The 25,081-nt window shown below is 47.3% G+C and carries 18 protein-coding genes, 1 tRNA gene and 1 riboswitch; of the genes, 2 read left to right on the plus strand and 17 right to left on the minus strand.

Features of this window, described 5'->3' with window-relative positions; translation table 11 throughout:
* Positions 1 to 15: 15 nt before the first annotated feature.
* The 9 genes from HW560_RS27790 to pelA all read right to left on the minus strand — a co-directional run bounded on the left by HW560_RS27790 (position 16) and on the right by pelA (position 16,127).
* Positions 16 to 2,391 carry a glycoside hydrolase family 95 protein gene (locus HW560_RS27790; protein ID WP_179265227.1) on the minus strand — a complete coding sequence of 792 codons (2,376 nt, stop codon included), beginning with the start codon at positions 2,389 to 2,391 and terminating at the stop codon, positions 16 to 18.
* Between the two features lie 26 nt (positions 2,392 to 2,417).
* Positions 2,418 to 4,184 carry a right-handed parallel beta-helix repeat-containing protein gene (locus tag HW560_RS27795; protein WP_179265228.1) on the minus strand — a complete coding sequence of 589 codons (1,767 nt, stop codon included), beginning with the start codon at positions 4,182 to 4,184 and terminating at the stop codon, positions 2,418 to 2,420.
* A gap of 113 nt (positions 4,185 to 4,297) precedes the next feature.
* Positions 4,298 to 5,938, minus strand: coding sequence for an extracellular solute-binding protein (locus HW560_RS27800; protein ID WP_179265229.1), 1,641 nt, complete (start codon positions 5,936 to 5,938; stop codon positions 4,298 to 4,300).
* Positions 5,939 to 6,034: 96 nt separating this feature from the next.
* On the minus strand, positions 6,035 to 6,934 hold the full coding sequence (locus HW560_RS27805) for a carbohydrate ABC transporter permease (RefSeq protein WP_179265230.1): 900 nt from the start codon (positions 6,932 to 6,934) through the stop codon (positions 6,035 to 6,037).
* A 15-nt stretch (positions 6,935 to 6,949) separates the two neighbouring features.
* Positions 6,950 to 7,804: an ABC transporter permease gene (locus tag HW560_RS27810; RefSeq protein ID WP_024629272.1), complete on the minus strand. Its 855-nt coding sequence runs from the start codon at positions 7,802 to 7,804 to the stop codon at positions 6,950 to 6,952.
* A 358-nt stretch (positions 7,805 to 8,162) separates the two neighbouring features.
* Positions 8,163 to 10,373, minus strand: coding sequence for a helix-turn-helix domain-containing protein (locus HW560_RS27815; RefSeq protein ID WP_179265231.1), 2,211 nt, complete (start codon positions 10,371 to 10,373; stop codon positions 8,163 to 8,165).
* A gap of 376 nt (positions 10,374 to 10,749) precedes the next feature.
* Positions 10,750 to 14,685 carry a X2-like carbohydrate binding domain-containing protein gene (locus HW560_RS27820; RefSeq protein WP_179265232.1) on the minus strand — a complete coding sequence of 1,312 codons (3,936 nt, stop codon included), beginning with the start codon at positions 14,683 to 14,685 and terminating at the stop codon, positions 10,750 to 10,752.
* A gap of 332 nt (positions 14,686 to 15,017) precedes the next feature.
* Positions 15,018 to 15,101 (minus strand) — tRNA-Leu (locus HW560_RS27825).
* 114 nt (positions 15,102 to 15,215) lie between these two features.
* On the minus strand, positions 15,216 to 16,127 hold the full coding sequence (pelA, locus tag HW560_RS27830; RefSeq protein WP_179265233.1) for a pectate lyase: 912 nt from the start codon (positions 16,125 to 16,127) through the stop codon (positions 15,216 to 15,218).
* A 459-nt stretch (positions 16,128 to 16,586) separates the two neighbouring features.
* Positions 16,587 to 16,718, plus strand: a riboswitch (cyclic di-AMP (ydaO/yuaA leader).
* 5 nt (positions 16,719 to 16,723) lie between these two features.
* Between pelA and HW560_RS27835 the strand changes: the two genes are divergently transcribed.
* Positions 16,724 to 17,188, plus strand: a complete 465-nt coding sequence (locus tag HW560_RS27835) for a C40 family peptidase (protein ID WP_090895654.1) — start codon at positions 16,724 to 16,726, stop codon at positions 17,186 to 17,188.
* 105 nt (positions 17,189 to 17,293) lie between these two features.
* On the opposite strand, the gene HW560_RS27840 is transcribed toward HW560_RS27835, so the two are convergent.
* The 4 genes from HW560_RS27840 to HW560_RS27855 all read right to left on the minus strand — a co-directional run bounded on the left by HW560_RS27840 (position 17,294) and on the right by HW560_RS27855 (position 19,091).
* Positions 17,294 to 17,623 (minus strand): carboxymuconolactone decarboxylase family protein, encoded by a 330-nt coding sequence (locus tag HW560_RS27840; RefSeq protein ID WP_062322073.1) that lies wholly within the window; start codon positions 17,621 to 17,623, stop codon positions 17,294 to 17,296.
* 117 nt (positions 17,624 to 17,740) lie between these two features.
* On the minus strand, positions 17,741 to 17,959 hold the full coding sequence (locus HW560_RS27845; protein WP_179265932.1) for a hypothetical protein: 219 nt from the start codon (positions 17,957 to 17,959) through the stop codon (positions 17,741 to 17,743).
* A gap of 122 nt (positions 17,960 to 18,081) precedes the next feature.
* Positions 18,082 to 18,411 (minus strand): hypothetical protein, encoded by a 330-nt coding sequence (locus HW560_RS27850; RefSeq protein ID WP_024629266.1) that lies wholly within the window; start codon positions 18,409 to 18,411, stop codon positions 18,082 to 18,084.
* Positions 18,412 to 18,509: 98 nt separating this feature from the next.
* The gene (locus tag HW560_RS27855; RefSeq protein WP_063564778.1) at positions 18,510 to 19,091 is read right to left on the minus strand and encodes a xanthine phosphoribosyltransferase; all 582 of its coding nucleotides are present in this window, start codon (positions 19,089 to 19,091) and stop codon (positions 18,510 to 18,512) included.
* Between the two features lie 205 nt (positions 19,092 to 19,296).
* Between HW560_RS27855 and HW560_RS27860 the strand changes: the two genes are divergently transcribed.
* Positions 19,297 to 20,355 (plus strand): YkvI family membrane protein, encoded by a 1,059-nt coding sequence (locus HW560_RS27860; protein WP_090895652.1) that lies wholly within the window; start codon positions 19,297 to 19,299, stop codon positions 20,353 to 20,355.
* 90 nt (positions 20,356 to 20,445) lie between these two features.
* Here HW560_RS27860 and HW560_RS27865 read toward each other — a convergent pair whose 3' ends face one another.
* The 4 genes from HW560_RS27865 to HW560_RS27880 all read right to left on the minus strand — a co-directional run bounded on the left by HW560_RS27865 (position 20,446) and on the right by HW560_RS27880 (position 24,636).
* Positions 20,446 to 21,576: a glycosyltransferase family 4 protein gene (locus HW560_RS27865; protein ID WP_090895650.1), complete on the minus strand. Its 1,131-nt coding sequence runs from the start codon at positions 21,574 to 21,576 to the stop codon at positions 20,446 to 20,448.
* Between the two features lie 443 nt (positions 21,577 to 22,019).
* A complete protein-coding gene (locus HW560_RS27870) occupies positions 22,020 to 22,574 on the minus strand; it encodes a GNAT family N-acetyltransferase (RefSeq protein ID WP_090895647.1) in 555 nt (184 codons plus the stop codon).
* A 100-nt stretch (positions 22,575 to 22,674) separates the two neighbouring features.
* On the minus strand, positions 22,675 to 23,730 hold the full coding sequence (locus HW560_RS27875; protein WP_090895644.1) for a hypothetical protein: 1,056 nt from the start codon (positions 23,728 to 23,730) through the stop codon (positions 22,675 to 22,677).
* 99 nt (positions 23,731 to 23,829) lie between these two features.
* Positions 23,830 to 24,636, minus strand: a complete 807-nt coding sequence (locus HW560_RS27880) for a Cof-type HAD-IIB family hydrolase (RefSeq protein ID WP_179265234.1) — start codon at positions 24,634 to 24,636, stop codon at positions 23,830 to 23,832.
* Between the last annotated feature and the right edge of the window lie 445 nt (positions 24,637 to 25,081).

Here is a 25,081-nt window from a genome sequence, read left to right on the forward strand (position 1 = left end):
GATCCATACCGCGATTTAACTCAACTTAACCCTGTAAGTGCGTCCTGCAGATGTAGGGAAGCTTATGATATTTGAATGGGTTTCCTCCGTTTCAAGTACGCTGCCGTCAAGCGTTACCACAACTGGGCCTTCACCTCTAAGCACGCAGTCCCGGCCCAGATGAGAAGTGATGTACGCTTCTACGAGTTGTCCGTTGTCCCACCGGATACTGACCTCAAATCCACCTCGGGCACGCAGGCCGGAAACGTTGCCCTGCTGCCAAGCATCCGGCAGTGCAGGTAGTAGTTCCATATATGGACGGTGAGATTGCAGCAGCATCTCGGCTATACCGGCAGAAGCTGCGAAGTTGCCGTCGATCTGAAACGGAGGATGTGCGCCCAGAAGATTCGGATATACACCGCCATGGTTATATTGCTCCGACGCTCCATCTCTGACCAGGCGCAGCATGTTGGAGAGCAGACGCAGGGAACGATTTCCTTCCCTGAAACGACTCCAAAGCGCAACACGCCATCCTAGGCTCCAACCCGTGCTTTCGTCTCCCCGCCGTTCAAGGGAGGTTCTGGCAGCGACAAACAACTCCGGTGTCTCCTCGTCCGAAAGCTGTCGACCCGGATACACGCCTACCAGATGCGAAGTATGCCGATGGTAAATGTCCTCATCCTCATAGTCCTTCGACCATTCCTGCAATTGACCATATTTCCCGACTTGCAGCGGCAGAAGACGTTCGCGGATGCTTACCAGTTCTTTTCTGAAATCCAGGTCCGTTCCAAGTATTTCCGAGGCTTCAATACAGTTGGTGAACAACTCCCAGATTAATGAGATATCCATGGTTGAACCCGGACTGACCGCTGCTACACCTTCCGCTGTCCGGAATTTATGCTCCGGCGAAGTCGAAGGTGAAGTCACAAGGTTACCGCTACCATCGTCAATGAGCCAGTCCAGTGCGAACAGCGCAGCTTCCTTCATCACTGGATAAGCGGAATTCCGCAAATACGTCTCGTCTCCGCTGAAGGCATAATGCTCCCATACATGCTGAGTCAGCCAAATACCGCCCATCGGCCAGAAGGCCCAGCTGGGATCACCGTCACCATAATTGCCTACCGGTGCCGTCTGTCCCCAGATATCCGTATTATGATGCGTGGTCCAGCCATGAGTGCCATAGTTGACCTGTGCAGTCTCAACACCCTTCTTCGCCAAATGGCTGATCAAGTCCAGCAAGGGCTCATGGCATTCAGCCAAATTGCATATTTCAGCCGGCCAATAGTTCATTTCAGTATTAATATTCAGCGTGTAATTGCTGCTCCAGGGAGGACGAGTTACTGCATTCCAGATGCCCTGAAGATTTGCAGCCTGCGTTCCCGGACGGGAGCTTGCGATCAGCAGGTAACGCCCATAATGAAAGAGAAGCTCCACAAGCCCCGGATCCTCCGCCCCATAGGTCGTAATCCGCTGTTCAGTGGACATCTGCTCCGGAGCAGGTGAGTTTCCAAGCTGAAGCTTCACCCGATCGAACAGCACACGGTAATCCGTAATATGTGAGTCAAGCAGGCTGTCATATGGCTTGGCTACCGCCTCATCCAGAAATGAACTTGCAATGAAGGAAGCATCTTTTCCCTCGACTCCCGGAATAGCATCCATACCATTAAAACTGGTAGCCGCACTGAAATAAAAGGTTGCTGTTGTCGCACCCAACACATGAATTCCTCTGCCATCCACCGTTACCTGTCCATCCTCTGTCTTTACCGCTAGCTGTCCTTCAAAGGTCATGCCCTTGTTATTTTCGGGGTCACCGTATCGGATCGGGTCGTCGCTTGCAACGTAGCTGGGCTCGACATGCTCCGGGGCTGTTCCTTCCAGAACAAAGCGATCTTCCCTAAACCCAGTCATATGTCTAAGTGGGCTATCCAACGACGCATGTACATTCAGCGCACCTTCCACACTTGCTGCCAGTCGCAGTACAAGAACCTGGTCAGGATGCGATGCAAACATTTCACGGGTATAAATAACATGGCCAATCTGATATTCAAGGCTGTGCACTGCATTTTCTATATCCAGCGTCCGCTTGTAGGAATGGCAGATGTTCCCGTGTTCAAAACGCAGAAGCAAATCTCCGAAAGGCAGATACGATTGGGTGTACGGGCCCATCATCTCTTTGGTCAGCGTGTCTGCTTCCGTATAACGTTCCTCCTGTAACAACTTGCGAACCTTTGGCAGAGCGTCCTTTGCGCCAGGGTTGTTGCCGTTCTTCGGATAACCGGACCACAGCGTGTCCTCATTCAAGCTGATTTTCTCCTGCTCCACCCCACCAAAGATCATGCCCCCAAGACGGCCATTACCTAGGGGAAGCCCTTCCGTCCATACATGTGCAGGTTTGTCATATTGAAGTTTCATGTGCACTCTCCCTTAAGATTATTGAATTACTGGTTAGATCCTTCTAAAACATTAGTGAACGTATTATCCGCTATGTCAAGCTCGCTGCAAGCGATTACATAAACTGCTTCTTCAACGCAGGATAACTTTCCTGTCTCGCTGGTAGAAATTATTTGATTTGACTTGAACACTAGCCCGCGAGTGGATTTGGCGCTTACAATTTGGACATCTCCACTGGTTTCGAAACGGTTATTCAGGATAACGACCTGTCGGTGAACGGGAGCGTTCTCATCCACCTCCACATTCTCCGGGGATATGAATATCACGGGATGCTCACTGCCGCCACATTCAATAAAATGGTTATCGGTGATCGTTACATCTTCCACCCTTCCGGACTCATACCAGGACTCGGCATCCACCGCAATCAAAATAGCATTCATAGACATCCGTTCAAATGTATTCCCGGTAATCAGCACTTTCCGACGGGTCGTTACGAGTATGCCTCGTGTTGGTACTCGGGCAAAATGATTATTTGTAATGTCCACCTCAGGTGTCCAGGTTACATTCTCAATGACATCATGGCTGCCAATACCGTCCGGCACTGGATGAGCAAGAGTCAGTAAAAGCTCACGAGCACTTAAACGCTCAACCGCAACCACATTGTTGGAAGCGTAGGTCGTCAACGAACCGGAACGGACCAATTCGATCTCATCACCAGGATAAAACGCGGGAAGCCCATACGTCTGGGGATGCATGAATCGAACCTTCACACAATTCACTGCCGGCTGATCTACAATTCGTAAATAGGTACCGTGGACATTGACAGGATCATCATGCGAACCGGAAAAATAGCTGTCCCTTACGGTAACTTTACCTCTACAGCTGGAGATGTGCAGAAAATCCGCAAAGCCGGCAACCGTCCGTTCCGTTTCAGTGCGGGGAGCCAGGTTCATCCGTGAGAAGGTCAGATTTGTGCTGAATTGGCCAACGACACCGAGTCCATGCAAAAAATGCAGACTCACGTCCCTCCACGTTATATCCGAGCATTCGGTCATAAAAGCTCCAACTTGATCACGAATGCCATCGCGGTTTTGTAGTACATGACCCGGGACCACATCAGGTTGAAAATCAAAATGCAAACGGATGGTCATCGGCTCAAGCTCTTCCACAGATTGGGCCAATTCCAGCCAATTGTCGATTCGCCAGGTTGTATTCCGCAATGGATCATAGGTTTGCATGGGACCTTCCGCAAAACTCCAGCCTTCACCGAGCCAGATTAGCTTGTTGTCCCGAATCTGATAACGGGATTCGGGGTGAATCCGGGCATCGAAATAATGCTTTCCGCTGGAGATAATCGTCATCTCGGTCACCGTCGGCTGGTGATAGTCTGTACGCAGATTGCGAATCTCTACATTCATGCAATTGTCCAGCAAGAACAGGGTCTGTTTGCCGTGGAAAATAAACAGGGAACCGTTGCCCTCCAGTGTTACATCGTTCATCCCTTTCAGCAAAATGGCAATGGTCTTGGTTACGTCTGGGTTCTCTTCTTCACTCGTCGTGTTGGAGATATAATAAGGCGCCCGAATCGCCTCCTCCGGGTAGAAATGATACCTGCCTCTTGCACAGTCCAGCACCACCGGACCAGGGATTTCGGCCGCCGCCTGAATGGCACGAGCCATGGCTGGCTGGGTGTCCAGCTCAGAGTCCGGCACAGCGCCATAATCCGTCAGTCTTATCGTCGTGGAATTCGTGATATGTTCTTGTTCAGTCACAGGAATGTTGATCCCACCCTTCTTGGTATGTAACGCATCCATTGCCTATCCTCTATCATCACATATACTCCATCATCATACTTCTCTTCTGTCTAAATACAAGGAAAATCAGGTGCCGGTACATCATAGGCACCTGATTCCAATATCCCTGTTCATTACTTGCTTGTGTCATATGCGTTTTGCAAAATTTCCAGATAACGATCTAGCTTCAGGTTCTGTAAACCTTTCACATAAGCATCCCAGTCCTTATTCAAGTCCTTGTTGCCTGTGATGAATTGCAATTCATTTTGCTCAATGTAGTTTCTGATGTTGGTTTGCAGCAAGCTGGCTTCATCAATTTCGTTGGGATCAATCCAGACGGACCAGATCGGGAACAGCTCTTTGGGCTCATGCCCTTCGTACAACAGCGATGCATCATACAATCTGCGCTCATAACCATTGGATGCATAAATATCTGTGCCCTGTACGAAGGTATCACGATATTCTTTTGGCATATAGAAGTGAGCCATGCCGCTCCAGCCCGCATTACGTGGTGCCTCCCCTTCAGCCATAGGGATTTGTTTCACTACAGGTTTAACGTCTTTCCCCAGTGCCACATCACCTTCCACCGGGTCAGTCCAGTCAATCCCTTTCATACCGCTTGCACCGTTCGTTTGACCTTCTGGTGTGAACATGTAGTCAACCATTTTGATCAGGGCAATCTGCGCTTCTTCACTTGCCTTGTTGGTGATGACAAATTTCGCTCCTGGAGATACACCGCCCGCATCATGCGTTGCATAGGACACACTCTGTGGTCCGGAAATCGGTGGCAGCGGATTATAGTGCGCCGAGCGAGTATTGCCTTCGTCAATGTTTACGAAAATTGCGGGATGCATGGCTGCACCAGCACCCAAAATTTCAGCATCCGCATTTTCACCGATTTTCTTGAACGCTTCTGCGTTTTGTGTGAATGCGCCAGGGTCAATCAGACCTGCATCAAAGAGGGACTTGATGTAAGTCAATCCTTCTTTCCATTCAGGTGTAATCGCCGCAGATTCAACTTTACCATTCTCCATTTGCAGGTAGTTTCGGTCATCATCATAGACAAATGCATTCATCAGGAACGGAATAATTCGTACACCGAACTCCTCTATGGAACCACTCAGCGGTACCTCGTCTGCTTTGCCGTTTCCGTTCGGGTCCTGCGTTTTGAATGCTTGCAGAACGTTTTTGAATTCTTCGGTCGTCTTAGGCATTTCCAGATTCAGCTTTTTCAGCCACTCGGTATTAATCCACATCTTGCTCGGGTAGGAACAGTGGAAACATTCCGTATATGCAACAAGTCCATAGATATTGCCATCAGGCGCTGTATTAAGCGTTTTCAAATTAGGGTTCTTCTCCATGGCCGCTTTGATGTTCGGAGCGTATTGATCAATGAGACCGTTCAAAGGAACGAGCACCCCCTGCTTGCCATACTTCAGCAGATCTGCTTGAGAGAATTGGTCTATATAGTGGGTCAGCAGATAGGCATCGGGATAGTCGCCGCTTGCAAGTGAGATTTGGCGCTTTTCCTTGGCCCCATCCGATGGATTGATCTCCCAATTGAATTTGATATTGAATTTGTCTTCCACAAATGCAGTGAATTTATTGGTCGGAATATCAATGCTGGAGTCCTGAACCGCGAACACGCTGATATTCACCTTGCCGCCCTCTTCCGAGCTCCCCGGTTGTGAGGTCGAGCTGCCATTAGAACACCCGCTCATGACAACTGTAAATGCCACGACCAGCATCAATAACGTTACCATACTTTTCTTCAAATCTGATCACTCCCTTTTTGTAGTTTACCAGGTGAGACGATGGTACCTTGCGTATGAACGTCTATATCTTCTTTCTCCATACACCGAATCTAAGGATCAACCCTTAACGGAACCGACCAGCATCCCCTGTACAAAATGACGCTGTACAAATGGATAGATGACGAGTACAGGCAACGTGGCGACCACAATTAACGAATATTTTAACAGTTCGGTAAGCTGCTGTCTTTCCACCATTTTCGCCACGTCCATGGCACCCGAACCGTTATTTTGAATGATGATACTTCGCAAGATGAGTTGCAGCGGGAACAGGTCTGCCGATTTGAGATAGATCAGGGCGTCAAAGTACGCATTCCACTGCCCCACAGCATACATGAGAACCAGCACGGCGATGATCGGCTTCGATAACGGGAGTACAACACTCCAGATGAACCGCATATCACTACAGCCGTCAATTTCGCTGGCTTCCAGAAGCTCCCCGGGAATCGAAGATTGAAAGAATGAGCGAGCAATAATAACCTGCCATACCCAGATTGCATTCGGGATCAGTAACGCCCAGCGCGTATCAATCAGATGAAGCTGCTTCACCACCATATAAGTCGGAATCAGCCCACCACTGAAGATCATGGTAAAGGTAATGATCATCATCAGAGTGTTCCTGCCGAAAAAGGTCTTGCGTGACAATGGATAGGCAATCATGATGGTCAACGCTACACTGATCAGCGTACCAGCGGCCGTATAGAAAATGGAGTTACCGTACCCGATGAGAATTTCAGGTGTATTAAATAATGCCTTGTAACCGTTGAAGGAAATATCTACGGGCCAAAGCCATACCCGTCCGGAAGTTACTGCTGCCGGGCTGCTGATTGAGCTGCTGACGATAAATATCAGGGGGTAAATGACCACCAGCGCCACGAGACTGAGCAAAATGTAGATTGTAATCAGAAACGTTTTGTCCACGGCGGATTCTTTAATCTTGGTTTGAATGTTCGCAGCCATAGATGAACTCCTTTCCTACCAAATGCTATTCTTTGTAACTCTCTTCGCCAAACCATTCACCGTGACCAGTAAGACCAGATTAATCAGTGAGTTGAACAGCCCTACGGCAGTTGCAAAGCTATAGTTGGCATTCAACAGGCCGACTCGGTAGACGTAGGTTGCAATGATTTCAGAATTAGCCAGATTGAGCGGATTCTGTAGCAAGTAGACTTTCTCAAAGCCAATCGCCATGACATTGCCAACATTCAGGATCAAAATGATAACAATGGTTGGCACCAGCCCTGGCAGATCCACGTGACGGATTTTTTGAAAACGCGAGGCTCCATCGACCTTGGCTGCTTCGTACAATGTGGGGTCAATTCCGGCAAGAGCTGCCAAATAAATAACCGCACTGTAGCCCGCAGTCTGCCAAATATCGGACCAGACATAGATCGAGCGGAACATGCCCGGCTCACCCAGAAAATTCACGGAATCCAGCCCAAAGAAGTTCATGGCGATGTTCACAAATCCAAGCCGTGGTGCCAGGAACAGCATAATCATAGACACCATCACGACTGTTGAGATGAAATAGGGAGCAAAAGATACAAGCTGAACAAACTTCTTGAACTTGGCTCCGCGCACCTCGTTAATCATGAGTGCGAGCACAATCGGAATTGGAAATCCGGCCAACACTAAATAACCGCTAAGCAAAATGGTGTTCTTCACCAGGGTCCAGAATAATGGATTCTCAAAGAACAGACGAAAGTTTTGGAAACCAACCCAATCACTTCCCCATATTCCCTTGATGACGTTATAGTCCTTAAAGGCAAGAACCGCATTGATCATCGGATAATATTTGAAGATGAGAAAAAATAGCAAGGGCGGAATCACCAGTAGATGTAACTGCCAGTGCTTCATCATTCTTTTGCGGGCATTGGTCAGAAAACCAGGTGCCTTCGGCTGTGTTGATGTCTTGTGATTTAATACGATTTCCTTCTCCAGAACAATCCCCCCTTACCAGCTGTCTACTATGCGTAAATTTTGATAGCGCTTTCTTGTTTCTGATCATAGCCGATTTTAATGTCCCATAAACAGGTACACCTGCGCCATTAAACGTACAGTTATCCCGTTTTTGGGGGCACACATCCGCATCACAACAGCCATTTTCCCATTACGGAGGCCTATTCGCAAAAAAAAAGACTGCATTGTCCGGAACACGGACAACACAGCCAAAGGGTCTTCCATTCATTTAATCGTCAACCGATTGTCTATACGCACTGGGCGAAACGCCATTTAATCGTTTGAAGGCCCTCCTGAAGGAGTGAGAACTATTGTAACCTACCCGTGACGCAATTTCGTCCACCGTATAATTGCTCTCTTTTAACAAAATCACAGCCTGATCCATTCGGACTTTGATCAGGTGGTCGGAGAAATTAACACCCGTAATCTCTTTGAATAATTGAGAAATGTATTTCTCGGGCCGCTCCACATGCTCTGCCACTCGATACAGCGTCAGCTCTGTATCGGAATACATTTTCGCAGTATATTCCTTAATCTGTTTGATGATTTGAATATGGGCATCTTTCTTCTTTTTGGCAATAACGGAGCACAGCTCTTCCATAATTTCATAAAACTCGGCCTTTATCGTTTCGAGCGGCTCCGAGGAACCAATATCAATGACCCGCTGTTTCACATTCTCGATGGAGGCATATTCCGTAAACGCCTTTTGATCCAGCAACTTGAGAAAAGTCCCCTTCATTTCTCCGACAAGTTGATGCTTCATTTCCATGGACAACTCCCGCTGCTCCCTGTTCTGCACAATGATTGCATCGACAATCCGTTTGGCCTCTTCAAGTTCTCCTGCACGGATCGTGCCAATCAGCCGCTGCTCCGAATCCAGCGGGTAATAATACGTTGTATTTTCGGTTTGGGCTTCGTTGTTCCACATCATGCCTTTTTTGTTCATGTAGACTGCATATTCCAGCGCCTGATTGGCCTGATCAAAGGATAGGCTGACCTCTGTCAGCGATGTGAAGAGATTTCCGAATCCTGACTGGATGGTGATTCTGTATTCATTGAACACATACTGGGCCAGATTCTCCATGATATGCGTGATATCTTCCTTTTCACGATCCATTTCGGAGTTGGTTTCCTTCGAAAAGAACAGGACAACCACTTTGTCCGAGCCCATATCGGTCATCAGGACATCTACGCCCAGTTCAGTCAAAGCCTGCTTCAACAGTAGTCGGGAGGCATTCAGTTCATTCAGGATCTCAACGCTGTCCATACTGGCATAACCCTTAATCTGGACAATTCCTGCATATCCCGTGCCTTGATACAAATTAATATCTGCCTGTTCAGCGGCGGAAAGAATCTCATCCCGTGATTTGAATTCGCCGGAGATCAATCGCTTCAGGAAAGCATCCCTGACCAATGGAAGCTGGCGATTCAATTCGGATTCGAGCAGCTTGTTTTTGGTAAGCATATCAGCGATATTTCCACTCAAAAAGTCAAATTCATTTTTGGGAGCCGATTCATCCTTCCCAAACTGCTCTTTCATTACACTTAACAGTCGATTGATTGGAACGCTGTTGCGATAAGCCAGCACAAGTCCAACAATCAGTCCGATGAGCAGTGTGCCGCCAGTAATCAGCATCGTCATCCCCTTGATCCTGTTTGCATTCTCCATCAGGACATGACGGGGAATACCCGCTTGGTATACCCAGCCGTTCTTATCCGATCTTGTAGTGATTACGAGATCATCCCCATAGAACTGGCTGACTCTACTTGGGTCAAAATGAGCGTCCGAGGCCATTTTCACCATCTCGGGCTCGGAGCTCCCTTGCAGCGCAATGGTATTGCCCTCCGCATCGCTGATATGAACCCAGCCACCGTATCGGTCATTCAGGCTGGACAACAGACCGAGAATCATTTTCTCATCAATGATTACAACGGCGACAGCCGGTGAAGAATCATTGAAGCTGTCCAGAGGCAATGACTGCATATATGTGATTACCGAAGTTTGCTTCCCCCTGCTGACGTAGGAACTGAGCGGTTTAATCTCACTCCGGTGGGTCTTCTGCAACACGTCCTTCATCCATTCTTCCAACGAAAGATCGTTATAACGAAAATCAGTGTAATAGTGATTCGGTCGGTAAGAAGAGCCAGGGGTCAAAATTAGATTGTAATTCGCAAGATAAATATAATAATTTTGCAGAAAATCATTGGTCTGCCCAAAGGTCAACACATTCTCCATCGTTCTCCATATCCCATATACGTTGGTTTCGTTGTCCTTTTCATTCATCAGAACGTTCAATTCCTGATTGACCGCAAGCTGTCGGGTGAAGCCCTCCACTTCCGCCATGCGGCCCTCCAGTATTTCCTGGCTTTTCTGAAGTTGGGTCACACTATTCTCAATGGAAATGGACTGTGTTACGGAGATGGACGTCAGATAAGACATATAACCGCCAATGCTGGGTATCACCAAAATGATCACGTAGGAAATTAGAAATTTACGAAAAACACTGGAATATTTAATGGGTAACCCTCCTCCCCCTCTTTGAGGTATTGGTAGCGTTATCAAAGATAATAATATTTTTCGGCTTAGTCAATTGTTTTATCTTATTATTCAATCGTATTTCATTCGGGAATGAATAAAAGGCAACGATTAAAAGACGATGATCATTGCTTTTTTTACATTTCCGAAATTCTTTGATTTTGAAATAATCCACAACTCCAAAAACCTGTTTTTCTGTACAATAAGCCTCGCTCCTTTTCCATAAATCCTTAACATTCAGAAAAAAAGGGGCCCAGATGGCCCCCAATCCTAGTTTACATCATTTCTTCTTTGGTTCTTCCCCCTCTGATCGGGCTTTTACAATCTGATCAGTGGATGCTGCTTCAATATCGCCAAAGGCCCAGTGTGTGGAAGGAACATCCTTCCACTGCGGCTGCGAAACGTTCGTGAGCGGTGCTCTGCCCAAAGCTCTGTTGATTGCTACAACGGCTTCCGCTCTTGTCAGTAAGGCATTCGGTCTAAAGGTTCCATCATTATAGCCTTTCAAAATACCTGCACTTTTCGCTTTCAAAATGGCATCCTTGGCCCAATGGCTACCGATATCCGAGAAACCATCCCCTGAAATCTCGGAAGCCGGACCAAGAAGGGACACAAGAGTGGCCATCTCCGCACGAGTCAATGACTGATTTGGCTTAAACGTGCCATCCTTGTAGCCATTCATCAGCCCCATCTTGCTTACCTTAGCAATGGCGTCGGCTCCCCAATATTCAGATTTAACGTCACTGAATGCAACAGCAGATCCCGTGGCTTCTTTCTCAGATACCAATGCGACTATGGTTGCCATCTCTGCACGGGTGAGCTTGTTATCTGGCTTGAACAAACCGCCCGGATATCCTTGAATATACGCTTTGTACGGAATATCCTGACCATCATCCGTTCCTGTTGTCCCGTCAGTAGTTCCGGATTCAGGAGTTGGCGCTGGCACAGACGTGTCTGAAGGCTGGACGACTGGAGTCGATGGCCCGCCTGGATTGGATGGACCACCTGGATTCGACGGATTCGACGGATTCGTTGGTTCACCGTTTCCGTTTCCAGTAGGGACATTAAATTTCAGTTGATCGGCCAGCATAAGCTCACCGGATTTCTTCACAACTTTGAGTGTATGCTGACCTTTTGCCAGTCCTGAGATGCTGTAAATCTCCTGCATCATTTGGCGACTCGGACTATAGGCGTTCACGGTTTGCTTCAGTTGTCCGTCGACATAAATATCTACTTCTCCCTGCTCCGGTCCAGTAGGTGTAATCAAGCTTATTCCAGTACCCTTGAAGGTGTACTCGAAGAAATCTCCATCCGCCGTCGTAGAATGTACGTCATTGAGATAATCACCGCCGAAGGAAAAACTGAGATTTAACGTTCCTACAGGCTGGGCAGCAAGATATGTTTTGCTCAGTGTAACGCGGTCGCCATTAACTGTATAATCAGTCCCTCGTGTCAGTTCATTGGAGCCGTTGGTAATGCCCTTGAAGCTTCCCGCCTGGATCAGAAGCGTGACATCAATGTCAGCCTGAGCAGAAGCTAATTTGTCAAAGCTCGCATTCACCGGATTAATCATATTCGGGAGCTCAACCTTGAGCATATCAAGCAGCATAAATCTACCCGATTTCTTGACGGCCTTCAGCGTGTGCTGCCCATCAGGCAAGCCCGATATGCTGTACAGATTCTGCTGTGCCAATCGTCCGTTGCGATACGCACTGACCGTCTCCATGAATTGACCGTCCACGTAGATATCCATATCTCCCTGTGACTGGTCTACCTCTGTGAACAGCTGGATTCCTCTTCCTCTGAACGTATATTCAAAAGAATCACCATTCGTCTCGGTATACTGCACATCATCTTTATAGTCGCCCATACCTCGCCCCGTGCTGCGGGACCATGAGCCATTGTATTTTATGGCCGGATCGTCGTTATTGATCAGGACATAACGAAGGCCCGTTGTATCTCTGATTTGAACAGCAAGAGTTTGCGGATCACCAGCGCTGAAATTGACAACAAAGTCGGTTGTTCCTACAGGCAGTTGGGTGAGATATTCTTTCTTGATGTTCAGTTTGTCATCGACCACCGTGTAGTCGTCTTCACTGAGCATTACTCCGTCATTTTCAATGCCAGTTAGTGTATTTCCGTTCAATGTGAGCGTGACAGTAATGTCCTTCTGTTGTTCTGTTGCCTTGTCAAAGTCAGCAGAAGCCGGACTAATGGTGCTGTTATGATCTCCTGTAGGAATTTCCCTTGTTACTCTAAGCGCATCCAGCAGCATATACTGGCCCGATTGTTTGACGACTTTCAAGGTATGCGAACCGTTAGTCAAACCAGCAGCGCTATACAGTACCTGTTGCACTTCTCGTTCATCACTGGTATAAGCGCTAACCGTTTCAGGCGTTCCATCGTCGAGTGTGACTATCATGTCTCCCTGTTCTTGATCCTTCTCCGTAAGCAGGTCAATGCCTGTGCCCGTGAAGGTATATTCAAAATAATCGCCGTCATTCTCAGTAAAATGTACATCTTCCTTGTAATCCCCGAAATTTCTCCCGGAACTTGAACTCCATGAACCCGTGTATTGAATATTGCTGTCATCATCATTAATGTACACCACATCGGTAACAGCAGCCGCATCAACGGAAGCAGGATTTGCTACATTTTCTGCGTTCGCGATTAGGTCATCACCGGCTTCCAAGTCAGCTACTTGCTGCGTATTCATATTGGCTGGACCAGTGGTCGTTGAGGAATCCGTAATGGCGATGCTCAGATCCTGTCTGCCATCGATTTGCTCCTTGCCTCCATTACGCTTCCAATCCCCACTATAGCGCATGCCCGTATCATCATCATTAACGGCTGATGTGCCGCTCAGTGCGGTTACCTTAAGCATCCGGGAAGCATGGGGTTCCAGTACGCCGCCACTGAATTCATGATTAAAATTCCCCAGTTCGGAATGGCTCCAGAGATCACGGACCGAAGCCGGACCTTCGAGGCCAATATCACTCCATTTCACTTTGACCTCGGCACTCCGATTGCCCAGATTGAACAGAGCTACGTTGTACGTACCATCTCCGTTATTCGCATACCATACCTGCTGTTTGGTGTCCATGGAAACGGGATGAGCTGGACGTCCGGCCTGATTGACCGCAATGACCTCATCATTCGTCAGAAGCTCCAGCCCATAGCTGTCAAGCCTGGTCAGATCATTACCTGTATAAAGCGGTGCTGAAGAGATTGCCCAGAACGTCGTCGCGGTCTTCCGCTCGTCTCTGGTCAGACCATCCATCGAGCCATTCCCGACATTCAGGGAGTCAAAATCGTTCCAGCCTCCAGGACCTGCATCACGCCACCAGATGGCTGCTATGGGGAATAAGCGTGAAATACTCGACCATTCTGTTAACCCCTTACTACTGTCGTAGGCTTCAACATCCCAATCGATCCTCCAGCCGTTCGCATACTTTTTCCAGAAGTCCACGTAATTATGGTCAAGCGCCCAGGAAAGCTCATACCAGATATTATTTCTGTCCAGGGCTTTGGACCATGCCTCTACATCACCGCGTGCATCCCGGCTCAGGTTATTAATCCCTGATCCTGGCGTCACACTGTCGAATTTGACAAAGTTGATGCCCCACTCGCCAAGAAGATCCGCGATGGAGTCAATGTACTTCTGTGAGCAAGGGTTCGAAAAATCAATTTTGTACGTGTACGAATCCCAAGCATCCATAACAACGAGCGGTTTTACCGCAATATCCTGCATACGACATGCCCCACCCGTTCCATACACCTCAAGATTTTTTTCATAAGCGGTGATTGATAATCCCGGAATGAGATAGATCCCGATCTTCTGTCCGTTATTATGGACATAATCGATGACCTCCTGAAATCCATTTGGATAAAGAACAGTACTCGGAATAGGACGGCCGTATTCATCTTCATCACCGTTCCAGCCTGCATCAATATTAATGTATTCATATCCATGGGCTTGCAGCTTCTCGCGCATGGCATCCGACTGCTTCTTAATACTCTCGGCCGACGTCCAGTTACCCGCCCCGTCATATACCTGCATGCTGTAACTGCTCCAACCCATATACGGCTTCTGGGCCAGACTCTTATCTGCTGCTTGTGCCACATTGCCGCCTGTCGTTCCCATAATCCCGAACTGCACCACCGCAATCATGAATACCATGAAACACATTGCCATCCTTTTTCCGATTCGTTTCAAATTATCCCTACCCCCTCTGAATTTGGTCATTCAAATCCCTGTTGATAGCGCTTCCATACGAGAAGAGAATAGTAGATGAAGGATGCTCAGGATAGGTACATTTCGGTATTTTACGTACATTAAACCTGAAATACAGGGGCAAACCGTCACATAACGAACACTTTTCCATTTTTGGATAAATAAACAAAGATCAACTTCTTCTTTGCTCAAGTTGAAGGAATAGTTGAAAAAACATTCAGGATGAGCAACCGCTCTGATCCGTAAACAGATAAAAAAGGTTCCTAGAGTGGCAGCAATGCCATTCTAGGAACCTTTCTTCGTGTTGCACATGATGCGGTCGAGAGGACTCGAACCTCCACGGGGGTTAGCCCACACGGACCTGAACCGTGCGCGTCTGCCAATTCCGCCACGACCGCGTATATCTTATCTCCGAGAAATTATATCGCGGCGACAATAAATACTATATCATGTGCAGGTAATTAGTGTCAACAAAAAATTATCCTCTTCTCATGTGTAAAGCATTTTATAAATTAGATCTTGGAGGGCCAGTTGCCGTACCAGGCATACCCACTTCTTCTTTCCTTATCGATATCGCTGAGTTTGTATTTCACAACCCCATCACGTCCTACGAAGATTGGTTTATCCGTTCCAATTTCATAGAAACGTGCCCAAATTGGCGCTGCACCTGAATCTGCAATGAGTTGGCTGTCTCCGTTTTCTCTGACATACTTGTAACCAGTAATTTTAACTTTGTTGAACCAGGCTTCTGCCGCTTTGATGGAGGCAGTAATTTTGGAGTTAGCCGGTCTAGTTTTTAAAAACTTCACAATTGTACTGCTCTCTCCAGCACTCAGAGAAGGCACTTCATAAATCCTAGCGCCTGCAGGTTTAAGGGTACTGGAATCATGCTGCTGCCCCCATGCAGTCAGTTTACCGTTCGCTACAACCTGTGTATTGAGAATAGCCTCTACACCTTTGGCAACTGATTTTTTACTACGATCTGCAAGAGAGCTGTCGATGAATGAGAAATCTCCTTTACGTGCACCTACTTCATCCAGCATGTACATGACATTAATCATGGCATCGTCGTTGAAGGTGATGTGCTTGTGATAACCGGAGCTTTGGTATACCTGTGGCCAACCCCCATTGGAGTACTGCATATTCAGCAAAAAGTTGATTCCTTTGATGGCAGCAGCCGAATAACGCGGATCATTCGTCTTTTTGAATTCCTTGGCTAACCTTCTAATTTCTGAGTATGTAGCTTTGTTATCAATCGTAGATTTGGCCCACTCACCACTTGTTTCTTTGTAATCCTTCTTCCATCCCCCGTCTGGATGTTGATTCTTCAAAATGTCCGAGATACTTGCTGTCGTTCCAGAGGCGTCTGCAGCAGAGACCTTAGCAGCAGGCTGAAATACCATTCCGACAACGGAGAAAACCATTGTACATGCCTATAACCAAAGATGCAAACCTTGTTTTTGCCTTCAACATAGATTAGAAACACTCCTCAATTCATTTTCTGCAAACTGTTCCCCTGCTAATCTATCCCCCTTATATTTGTTTTATAATCAAACTATTTCTTTTAATCCAATAAATGGAATGTACAAAAAGAATTCTATGCAAAAAGATGAATTTTGTCAATATTTGCAACAACATGTAACAAATTCTTTGGACAACCTATAATTATCGTCTAATTGGATGTGAGAAAGCCAATAAATTGTCCAATTTCTCTCCTTCTGAAACAGTAGTTACTTTTTTGTCATTTATTAGAACCCATCATTCGAGTTATTTCTACATAAAAAGCGATAATTCCGTTAACATTGAGATGATAAGAAGGGTTCAAGATCGGTTTGACATTTTCGCATTTATGCAATATAGTTTCAAAAGGTTACAAAAACTTAATTATTCATTTGCCGAGTTTCATGTTTGAAAACGGGGGAACCATTTTGGGTGAATTATTCTTATACATAGGAAATATAGGGAACCTTCTACCGAACCCTTAGCTAACTCCGTAGGCATCGAAGGGAGAACAACAATTTTGAAAAAGCTTATCATTTCTATTTTTGGAGCAGCAGTTCTATTTACATCCGGTGCAGCAAGCACAGAGGCAAGCAGTATTAACACCGTCGTTAACAACATGACAGGCATTCCTTACAAATGGGGCGGCACGACACTCGCCGGGTTTGATTGCTCTGGATTTATGAGATATATTTTCAACAAATATAGCATTGAATTACCACGTACTTCCCAGCAGCAAGCGAAGGCCGGAACACCGGTATCCAAAGCTAATCTGCGGACAGGTGACCTGGTATTCTTTAATACGATGGGCAATGGCATTTCTCATACAGGTGTATATATCGGGGGCGGACAGTTCGCTCATGCTTCCAGCAGCAAGGGTGTCAGCATCACCCAATTATCCAATCCATATTTCAATGATCGTTATGTAACAGCACGCCGGGTAACAGGTCAGTTTATGTATAACAAAATGCTGGGCAAAATATAAGTTTGATTGGAAATAGCGCAAAGAGGAGGCTCCGGGTGAATCCGGGACCTCCTCTTTGTTTTGGGACTTTTGTTTACAAATCCGCTGTGCTGTAGACTTCTATACTTAATGTAGAGCCTTCTGTACTCTCATTGCACCTTGAGACAACGCATGGCCTCCGCCTACGGCTCCAGCCACAGCCACCGTCTCCATAATCTCCTGATCGGTCGCTCCTTTGGCACGCGCCTCTTCCACATGGTAAAACGTACATACCTCATTGTTTGCAAACAAACCAATGCCCAGCGCTATCAGCTGTTTGGTCTTGGCATCAATCGCCCCTGCCTGAAAACATTCTCCAGTGAACTCATGATAAGACTTAACCACAGCTGGCAGCACGTCGCTTAATTCACCAATCTGATCTTTATAGGCATGAACCTTATCATTCATTAATGTCATGGTTACCGCACATCCTCTCGGCTGATATGTTACAAGCTCTCACTGTACCTATCATTTCACCCGAGAGGTGCAATTATGCCAAAACACCCATGGTAAATGAACCTAAAAACACACGTCCTATTCTTCGAGCAGACTCTTACGTGGCTCGCTGAACAACTGATACTGATAATTCCGGTCCAGCTTGACCACACGACGATTCTGACGGCGAATGAGCACCTGCTCCCCGTCCCAGGCAACCACAATGCCTGTCACATCATTGGACTGAATCTCGTCCCGTACTACCCTTACTTTTTCACCCGATAAACGCAGTGCATCCAATTCTGCATCACTGATCATATTCATGGCGCCTACTTTCCCAAAAAATTATTTACAAAAAGAGACCTAAATGAAAAGTCATTTAGGTCTCACGTGACTGTATTGGACTGTCATGTCATTCGAAAGTATGTCCCGACTGAAAGTTACCGCTGCGCGTGCTCTTTGCTGTCGTTCTTCTCAAACCAAAAATCAAGCACTTTGGCGGACATCACACGTTCTTCAAGGTACTCCACTTGATGCGGTGTAAATTGTTCTTTCCAAGAGAAGGACAACTCTTCGCACAAGCCTACAATCGTCAGCAATTCTGACCAGGCAACGTAGCGTTTGTACCAGAAAAATTGAGGATGTTCAATCATATAGGGATAAAGGTCATCGAATTCCGTATGTTTACAATCCAGGGCACGCTCAAAATGTACTTTCGATTCCGCCAGCTTATCAATAAAAAATTGTTCTGTTGCCGGTTGGTTACCCATGGTGTTGCCTCCTCTCCCTAACATAACCCCATTATAAATGAAATCAGCGGTCATGCAAAGGCATTGTTATAAAAATAGGCACTTTTTCCTTTAAAAAGTCACAATTCGTTATCGTCAAATTGCACGGTGCCATCGTTCAAAGAACGAATACGCACCAACGCTTCAACCGGAATGCCCTGCTCACGAATGGTGCGCGCTCCGGCCTGAAAACATTTTTCGACCACGACACCGAATCCAACCAGTTCCGCACCCGAACGTTCGATAATTTTGATGACACCACGAGCAGCATCGCCATTGGCAATGATATCGTCAATAAACAAAATACGGTCATTCTCATGAATATACTCACGGGACACCATAATATCCGTTACAATCCCTTTGGTAAAAGAAGGCACTCTTTCACAGTAGGCATCGGGGTCAGCCAAAAGTGTTTTTTTGCGACGAGCAAATACCAGCGGAACACCCAGTTCATGTGCAGCAGCAAAGGCGACCGGAATCCCGGAAGACTCCACTGTAATGACCCGAGTTACACCACTTTCACGAAAACGAGCGGCAAATTCCCTTCCCATTTCCATCGTCAATGCAGGATCAATCTGGTGATTCAGCAGACCATCCAGCTTCAGCACCTGATCTGACATGACTACGCCTTCTTGTAAAATTCGTTGTTTCAAAACTTCCATAATTTGACCTCCCAAGCCGTTCCTATGACGTAAAAGTATCATAGATCCCGCTATCAGTTCAAGCGAAATTGCCTTTGCTCTTGTTCAGAGCATGTTAAATGACCCTTTGCCATACTTCAATTGTCATGAGTTTGACGGGTCAAGCATACCTTGTACCATGGCACCCGCATGTCCAAACTATTCAGGGGCCTGAGAGGGGAAACGCATGAAACAGGCATTTCGGGTGCTGCAGATCGCATTTACATACATTGGAACGGTAGTTGGAGCCGGCTTTGCAACAGGGCAGGAGATATTGCAGTTTTTTACCCAGTATGGCAAATGGGCCACCATTACCATCGGCTTATCGACCATGCTCTTTGTCTGGTTAGGTACAAAAATGATGCTGATTGCCCATGATACCGGCTCGCGCTCATACGAAGATCTCAACAAACATCTATTCGGCCATAAAGCAGGAAACTGGATTACCTGGGTTACCCTTCTGATCCTCATTGGAGTAAACAGTGTCATGCTGGCAGGAGCAGGGTCGGTCTTTGTAGAGCATCTGGGACTTCATTATCAGACCGGACTGATTGTCACCCTTATCGGTACTTATCTGCTGCTTGGACGGGGCATTCAGGCCATTCTGCAAATGAACAGTATCGTAGTGCCCATGATGCTTCTGCTATCTCTGCTTATGATCATCAGCACCATAAATCATCCCGGCGCAAACCGATTTATTACATTAACCACCGACAGCAATCCAATACGGGTCTGGTTATCTCCTCTGTTGTATGCTTCATTCAACCTGGCTCTTGCCCAAGCTGTACTCGTTCCGGTGGGGAATCAGATTCGCAGCCGAAAGGTACTGAAATGGGGCGGCGTTCTGGGCGGAATTGGTGTAGGATTCATGCTTATGGCAGCCCACTTCGCCATGTCGGCCCAGATGCCTGGCATCACACAATTTGAAATTCCGATGGGCAGCATTGCCTTTCAACTTGGATGGGTAGTCCAGTCTATCTATGTATCTCTGATTTTCATGGAAATCTTCAGTACGTTTGTAGCCGATATTTATGGAATGACCCTCCAACTCAGACAGCATGTCCACGTACATCCCAAACTAATCATACTGGCCATCATGCTGCTATGTTATTCGCTCAGCCAGTTTGGATTCAGTTCCCTGCTCTCTATTCTTTACCCCATTTTCGGCAGTTTGGCACTGGTCTGGGGTGCAAAATTAGTAATGGATCGATGGGGAAGCTTTCGCGGACGCAAAAAACATCTATAACAACGTATCCTTTTGTTGCGAAACATCATTTCCCTAAACATAAAAAAGCCGCTGTTCTCACAGCGGCTTCCTTCTTTCCCTTTTCAGAAACTAGACCTGGCTCGGAAATTGTAAATACATTTTTTTCAGTTCATTGACTGATCTGCCCAAAGAGTAATGGGTTTTGGCCTTCTCACATGCCGAACGGGCAAGCTCATAACGATACGCCGGGTCAACCATCACCTTCTCCAGCGCTTCTGCCAATGCAGATGGATCTTCTGAAGGCACCAGCAAGCCATTACTGCCGTTTTCGATCTGCTCTGGTATGCCGCCAACATCTGTACCTACAAGGGCAAGACAGCTAAGCGCTGCCTCCGCAAAAACAGACCCGAACGCCTCCGCCCGCGAAGGAAGCACAAAGATATCAAAAAATGGCATGAATTCCTCGGGGTGCAGCGTGTAACCATAAAAAATAGTCTCATTATAAATGCCCAGCCGTTGGGCCAATTCTTCCAAGTCCGGACGGATCGGTCCGTCCCCAATAATATGAAGCACATAGTCATGTCCCCGCGCTTTCAGTTCGGCACAGGCTTTGAACAGAATATCCAGCCCTTTCGCCGGAACCAGGCGGCATACGGTGACCAGCTGTGGTATCGCATTCTCATGGGGAATGGGTTTAAACCGTTTCTCATCAAAACCGTTCGGAATTACACCGATAACATCGGGATGCTGCACATAGGGCGCCAGATAACGACGGAAAGAATCCGACACCGTTAACAACCGCTCTGCCTGGTGCTCCAGCTCACCATAGATGGCCAGCAAGAATTGATGCTCCGGTCCATCCGGCTCAATGCGTCCATTCAGAATCAGCTCTCGCTCATAACTGGAGTGGATCGTTTGAATGAGAGGAACATCCGGGAAAACCTTCTTCATTGCAAGCCCCGCAATAGGGTGATGGGCATGGATCAGATCGTAAGGCTTCTGAATACGCAGCTTGGTCCACCACAAGTAATCCCGGTAGGTTTGCATATATTTTTGCACGACAGGACTATCCTGATACTGCGTCCAATCGAACGTCTCAAACTGGATATCTTCTCTGCCCTTGTTGCGAATTCGCTTAGGCAGTGAGAACAGATCCATCTCCCACCTCGGGGTTGTAAACCTCTCTTGCATATACGGAATCATAGAGGATACACCTCCGGGCTGCTCCGGAGGAAAGAAAAGCGCCTGCAGCAATCTCACCGTTAGTTTCCCCCTTTCTAGCATAAGTCTTTTCATTACATCTTCAATCATGATATATCAGAACATATGTTCAGTAAAGGTACAAAATGAGATTCCTTATCACTAGGTCATTTACAGCTGAATAATAGAATTCATTTCAATATCCATTGTACCATGTTGGTTCTGACGCTGACGACATGACGAATATTGTTAGGTACTGTGTCAACTTCACCGGAAGTAACCGCTCTCTGGCTGCCTTTATTTACTATACGTTCATCTTTTTCATCTTGTTTGAGCGTAAGCCCTCACTCCGGAGACGTATATACAACATATTCAGGAGATGCTCGGCTAAGAAGCGGATGTATGGTTTGAAAGTTCAACCTCTTTGTCCACATGCAAATGAAAGCCGGTGAGCAATGGTAGCTCCCGGCTTTTTGAATGCACTAGATATGTTGGATACAGTGTTATACAGACCGGTGTGTGACCGCCTTCTCATACGTACTGAAGCCATCTGTCTCTCCCACAAAAGTATAGCCGTTACGCGTATAGAATGCGTTCAATGTTGCGTTGTCCGCTCCACAATCCAATCGGACGATATGTTTATCCTCAAACTGGATCCCACTGCTGGACCATTGCAGAATCGCCCGTCCCAGTCCACTCTGGGCATACTTTCTGCGAATGGCTAATCGGTGCAGATAAAGTGCACCATCCCCGGCATGCGCTTTGCTTCCCCACAAATGCACATCCCATGCACTTGGCATACTCATCAAAATAACCATGCCAGCAACGTCAGAGCCCTTCTTAAATACAAATACGTCGCCACGCTGAATCGCCTCCGCCGTATGATGAGAATCCTCACCTTTTAACAAAGCATTCCATTGAGAAGACCCCTGGCTCCGCAGCCATTCGGCTGTTTCCATAAGCAGAGACATCACATTCTCCGTGTCTTCCGGCTGAGCCTGCAATGCCTTAAATTCGTCATTAATGTAGTCTGATGTGATACTGAATGAGTGCTTCATGATTCTCCTCCACTTCCAGGTCTCTCTTAAACTAATGGTACTATACCGGGAAATGGCTTGTTCGTCAAAAAGAAAACAAAAAGGCAAGAGGCTGTGCCTCTTACCCTTCGATCTTCGCTTCATCAATCATTTGATTTCGATATAACATCGTGAGATGTAATGTATCAAATTCAAGCTCTTTGTCCAGCTCCCGCATCAGAACTTCAACCAGACTCTTTCGCTGAGCACTTGTGCCCGGAACCTGATAATCCATATATCCTGACAAATCCGCTTGTGAGGTATCGATCGTTGCTGTACCTACAGGTAGCCCTCCGCGTTCTTGAAGAAACAAGTCATATACTCGAAACTCCCGATCTTTGCGCACCAGCATGACGTAGCAGGCTTCTTCAGCAGCTTCAATCTCTTCAAGATCTTCTTCGGACTCTAACTCAACCTCATCCGCAAAATCCCGGTGCACCCATTCCGCCGATTCCAGCTCCTGCCCTTGATGCCACATGCGGATCGTAATCGTATCGATAACTTCTTCATCCAGCTCTCGTACCAGCAGCTCGGCAGCCGCATCCTGATAACTCTCCGCCGGTTCATCATACCAATGGATCTCGCCCTGTACATCTGCACCATATTGTCTCAGAGAGGCTTCGGCCAGCTCCTGTCCATTGGGGTCATTAAATATATAGGTTGATATGCTGCGTCCGGCGCTTACCAGCTCCATCTCCAGCAAATGTTCCGGGTCTTCATATGTAAATGATTCGGCTTGTGAGCCGGATATGACGCGTACATCATTTACACCAGCCCGATCACTTTTCCCATCGTGACTATACTTATCTTCAGACCGTGAAGACTGAATGAACTCATCCATTGGAGACTCTGTTTTCTGTAACACAGAATACAATGTACCGCAGCTTACAAGCACTTCATATTCAGCAGCACTTACCGCATCCGCGAGAGAACGAATATATTCGTGCACCTGCTCCACAATATCATGTTCTGTCTCGTCAATTAGCGAATCCTGCTCGATCTGAAGGCTGCCGGATACCCGGTCTCCTTCTCTGAACACCAGCAGCAGCGAACCCACGTATTGACCGTCCACCATAATATCCTGCACTTCCCCACCTGATGTACGAAGATCAGGAATCAGCTCTACTTTTAGTTCCATGTACCTGTCCCCCTCAATTCCTAACGTTGTTCTATTAGGTTGCCCTTGAGAGCGACAGTTTATAAGATACAGCGTCTAATCAGATTTTAATCGTGTACGTTAGACGGACAACAACACATGTTTTTGGATAGCGTGGGCCACACCCTGATCGTTGTTCGAAAGTGTAACCTCATCCGCAGCAGCTTTGACTTCCTCCGGGGAATTGTCCATCGCAACCCCTTTGCCCGCAAAGGTCAACATGGTAATGTCATTGTAGTAGTTACCTACCGCCATGATCTCGGAAGGCAGGATTCCTTTGGCGTCGGCCAGTCTTTTTAGAGCTGCACCTTTGGAGGCTTCGGGATGCATCAGATCAATGAAAAAATCACCGCTGCGCGTCATATAATAAGGAAGATTCCAGGTCGACCACTCCTGCTGCACCGCATTCATCTGCTCAATGGGTCCAAACGCAGTGAATTTTGCAAGCGGCTCTGTCATATCTGCCCATTGCGGCAGCTTTAATGGCTCTGCCATGAAGTTTTGATACATTTCACGTACCTGCAGCTCCAAACCTTCCGGCTGATCTACATAGAGTCCAAACGCTGTGTTGATATCAAAATGCACACCTTGCGTACGGCAGTAAGTTATGAACGGCTCCAGTCCATGTCCATCCATAGCAAAATGGTGCACGACTTCACGAGTCTGGACCTGAGCAGTAACTGCACCATTATGTGTAATGACATACCCGTCAAGGCCCATCTGCTCCATAAACGGGATCGTGTTCGCAGGACCTCTGCCTGAACACAGGACAATCTCAGCGCCCTGACGGGAAGCACGAATTAAAGTCTCTTGCGTTAATTCGGTAAGTTCATGATGATCATTAAGCAGCGTTCCATCGACATCCAGTGCGATTAATTTAATTGTCATTGTCTTCATTCCTTATCTGTAAAAGAGTCGCACCCACCCAAACCCTCCCTTCCGAGGGAGGGCCCCAGAGGGCCCTGCCCTCTGGACTCCCGTCTCGTTTACCGGCGGCAGGTAGGATCTTGCTATGTGACGGTCGGTGTGGGAGCGCTTGGTTGCCGGGTCTGCCGCTTGACAGCGGCGGTCCCGCCCAAGCTAAAGCGGGACCATTACGTGCAGGGCTTCGCCCCCTGCCCGGGCTCCCTGCTCCGCTTCGCGAAGGACGGGAGCTGTTGCACCTTTGGTGCGGTGGGCAGGGCTTCGCATCCTGCCCAGACTCCCTGCTCCGCTTCGCGAAGGACGGGAGCTGCTGCACCTTTGGTGCGGTGGGCAGGGCTTCGCATCCTGCCCAGACTCCCTGCTCCGCTTCGCGAAGGACGGGAGCTGTTGCACCTTTGGTGCGGTGGGC

Source organism: Paenibacillus sp. E222 (assembly GCF_013401555.1).
Lineage (GTDB): Bacteria > Bacillota > Bacilli > Paenibacillales > Paenibacillaceae > Paenibacillus.

What these genes read in the sequence shown, in the direction of transcription:
- HW560_RS27860 (WP_090895652.1), top strand. Translation starts at nt 19,297, where the DNA reads ATGAAACAGGCATTTCGGGTGCTGCAGATCGCATTTACATACATTGGA.
- HW560_RS27880 (WP_179265234.1), bottom strand. Translation starts at nt 24,636, where the DNA reads ATGACAATTAAATTAATCGCACTGGATGTCGATGGAACGCTGCTTAAT.
- HW560_RS27870 (WP_090895647.1), bottom strand. Translation starts at nt 22,574, where the DNA reads ATGAAGCACTCATTCAGTATCACATCAGACTACATTAATGACGAATTT.
- HW560_RS27875 (WP_090895644.1), bottom strand. Translation starts at nt 23,730, where the DNA reads ATGGAACTAAAAGTAGAGCTGATTCCTGATCTTCGTACATCAGGTGGG.
- HW560_RS27850 (WP_024629266.1), bottom strand. Translation starts at nt 18,411, where the DNA reads ATGGGTAACCAACCGGCAACAGAACAATTTTTTATTGATAAGCTGGCG.
- HW560_RS27795 (WP_179265228.1), bottom strand. Translation starts at nt 4,184, where the DNA reads ATGGATGCGTTACATACCAAGAAGGGTGGGATCAACATTCCTGTGACT.
- pelA (WP_179265233.1), bottom strand. Translation starts at nt 16,127, where the DNA reads ATGGTTTTCTCCGTTGTCGGAATGGTATTTCAGCCTGCTGCTAAGGTC.
- HW560_RS27805 (WP_179265230.1), bottom strand. Translation starts at nt 6,934, where the DNA reads ATGGCTGCGAACATTCAAACCAAGATTAAAGAATCCGCCGTGGACAAA.
- HW560_RS27855 (WP_063564778.1), bottom strand. Translation starts at nt 19,091, where the DNA reads ATGGAAGTTTTGAAACAACGAATTTTACAAGAAGGCGTAGTCATGTCA.
- HW560_RS27815 (WP_179265231.1), bottom strand. Translation starts at nt 10,373, where the DNA reads ATGTCTTATCTGACGTCCATCTCCGTAACACAGTCCATTTCCATTGAG.
- HW560_RS27840 (WP_062322073.1), bottom strand. Translation starts at nt 17,623, where the DNA reads ATGACATTAATGAATGATAAGGTTCATGCCTATAAAGATCAGATTGGT.
- HW560_RS27790 (WP_179265227.1), bottom strand. Translation starts at nt 2,391, where the DNA reads ATGAAACTTCAATATGACAAACCTGCACATGTATGGACGGAAGGGCTT.
- HW560_RS27845 (WP_179265932.1), bottom strand. Translation starts at nt 17,959, where the DNA reads ATGATCAGTGATGCAGAATTGGATGCACTGCGTTTATCGGGTGAAAAA.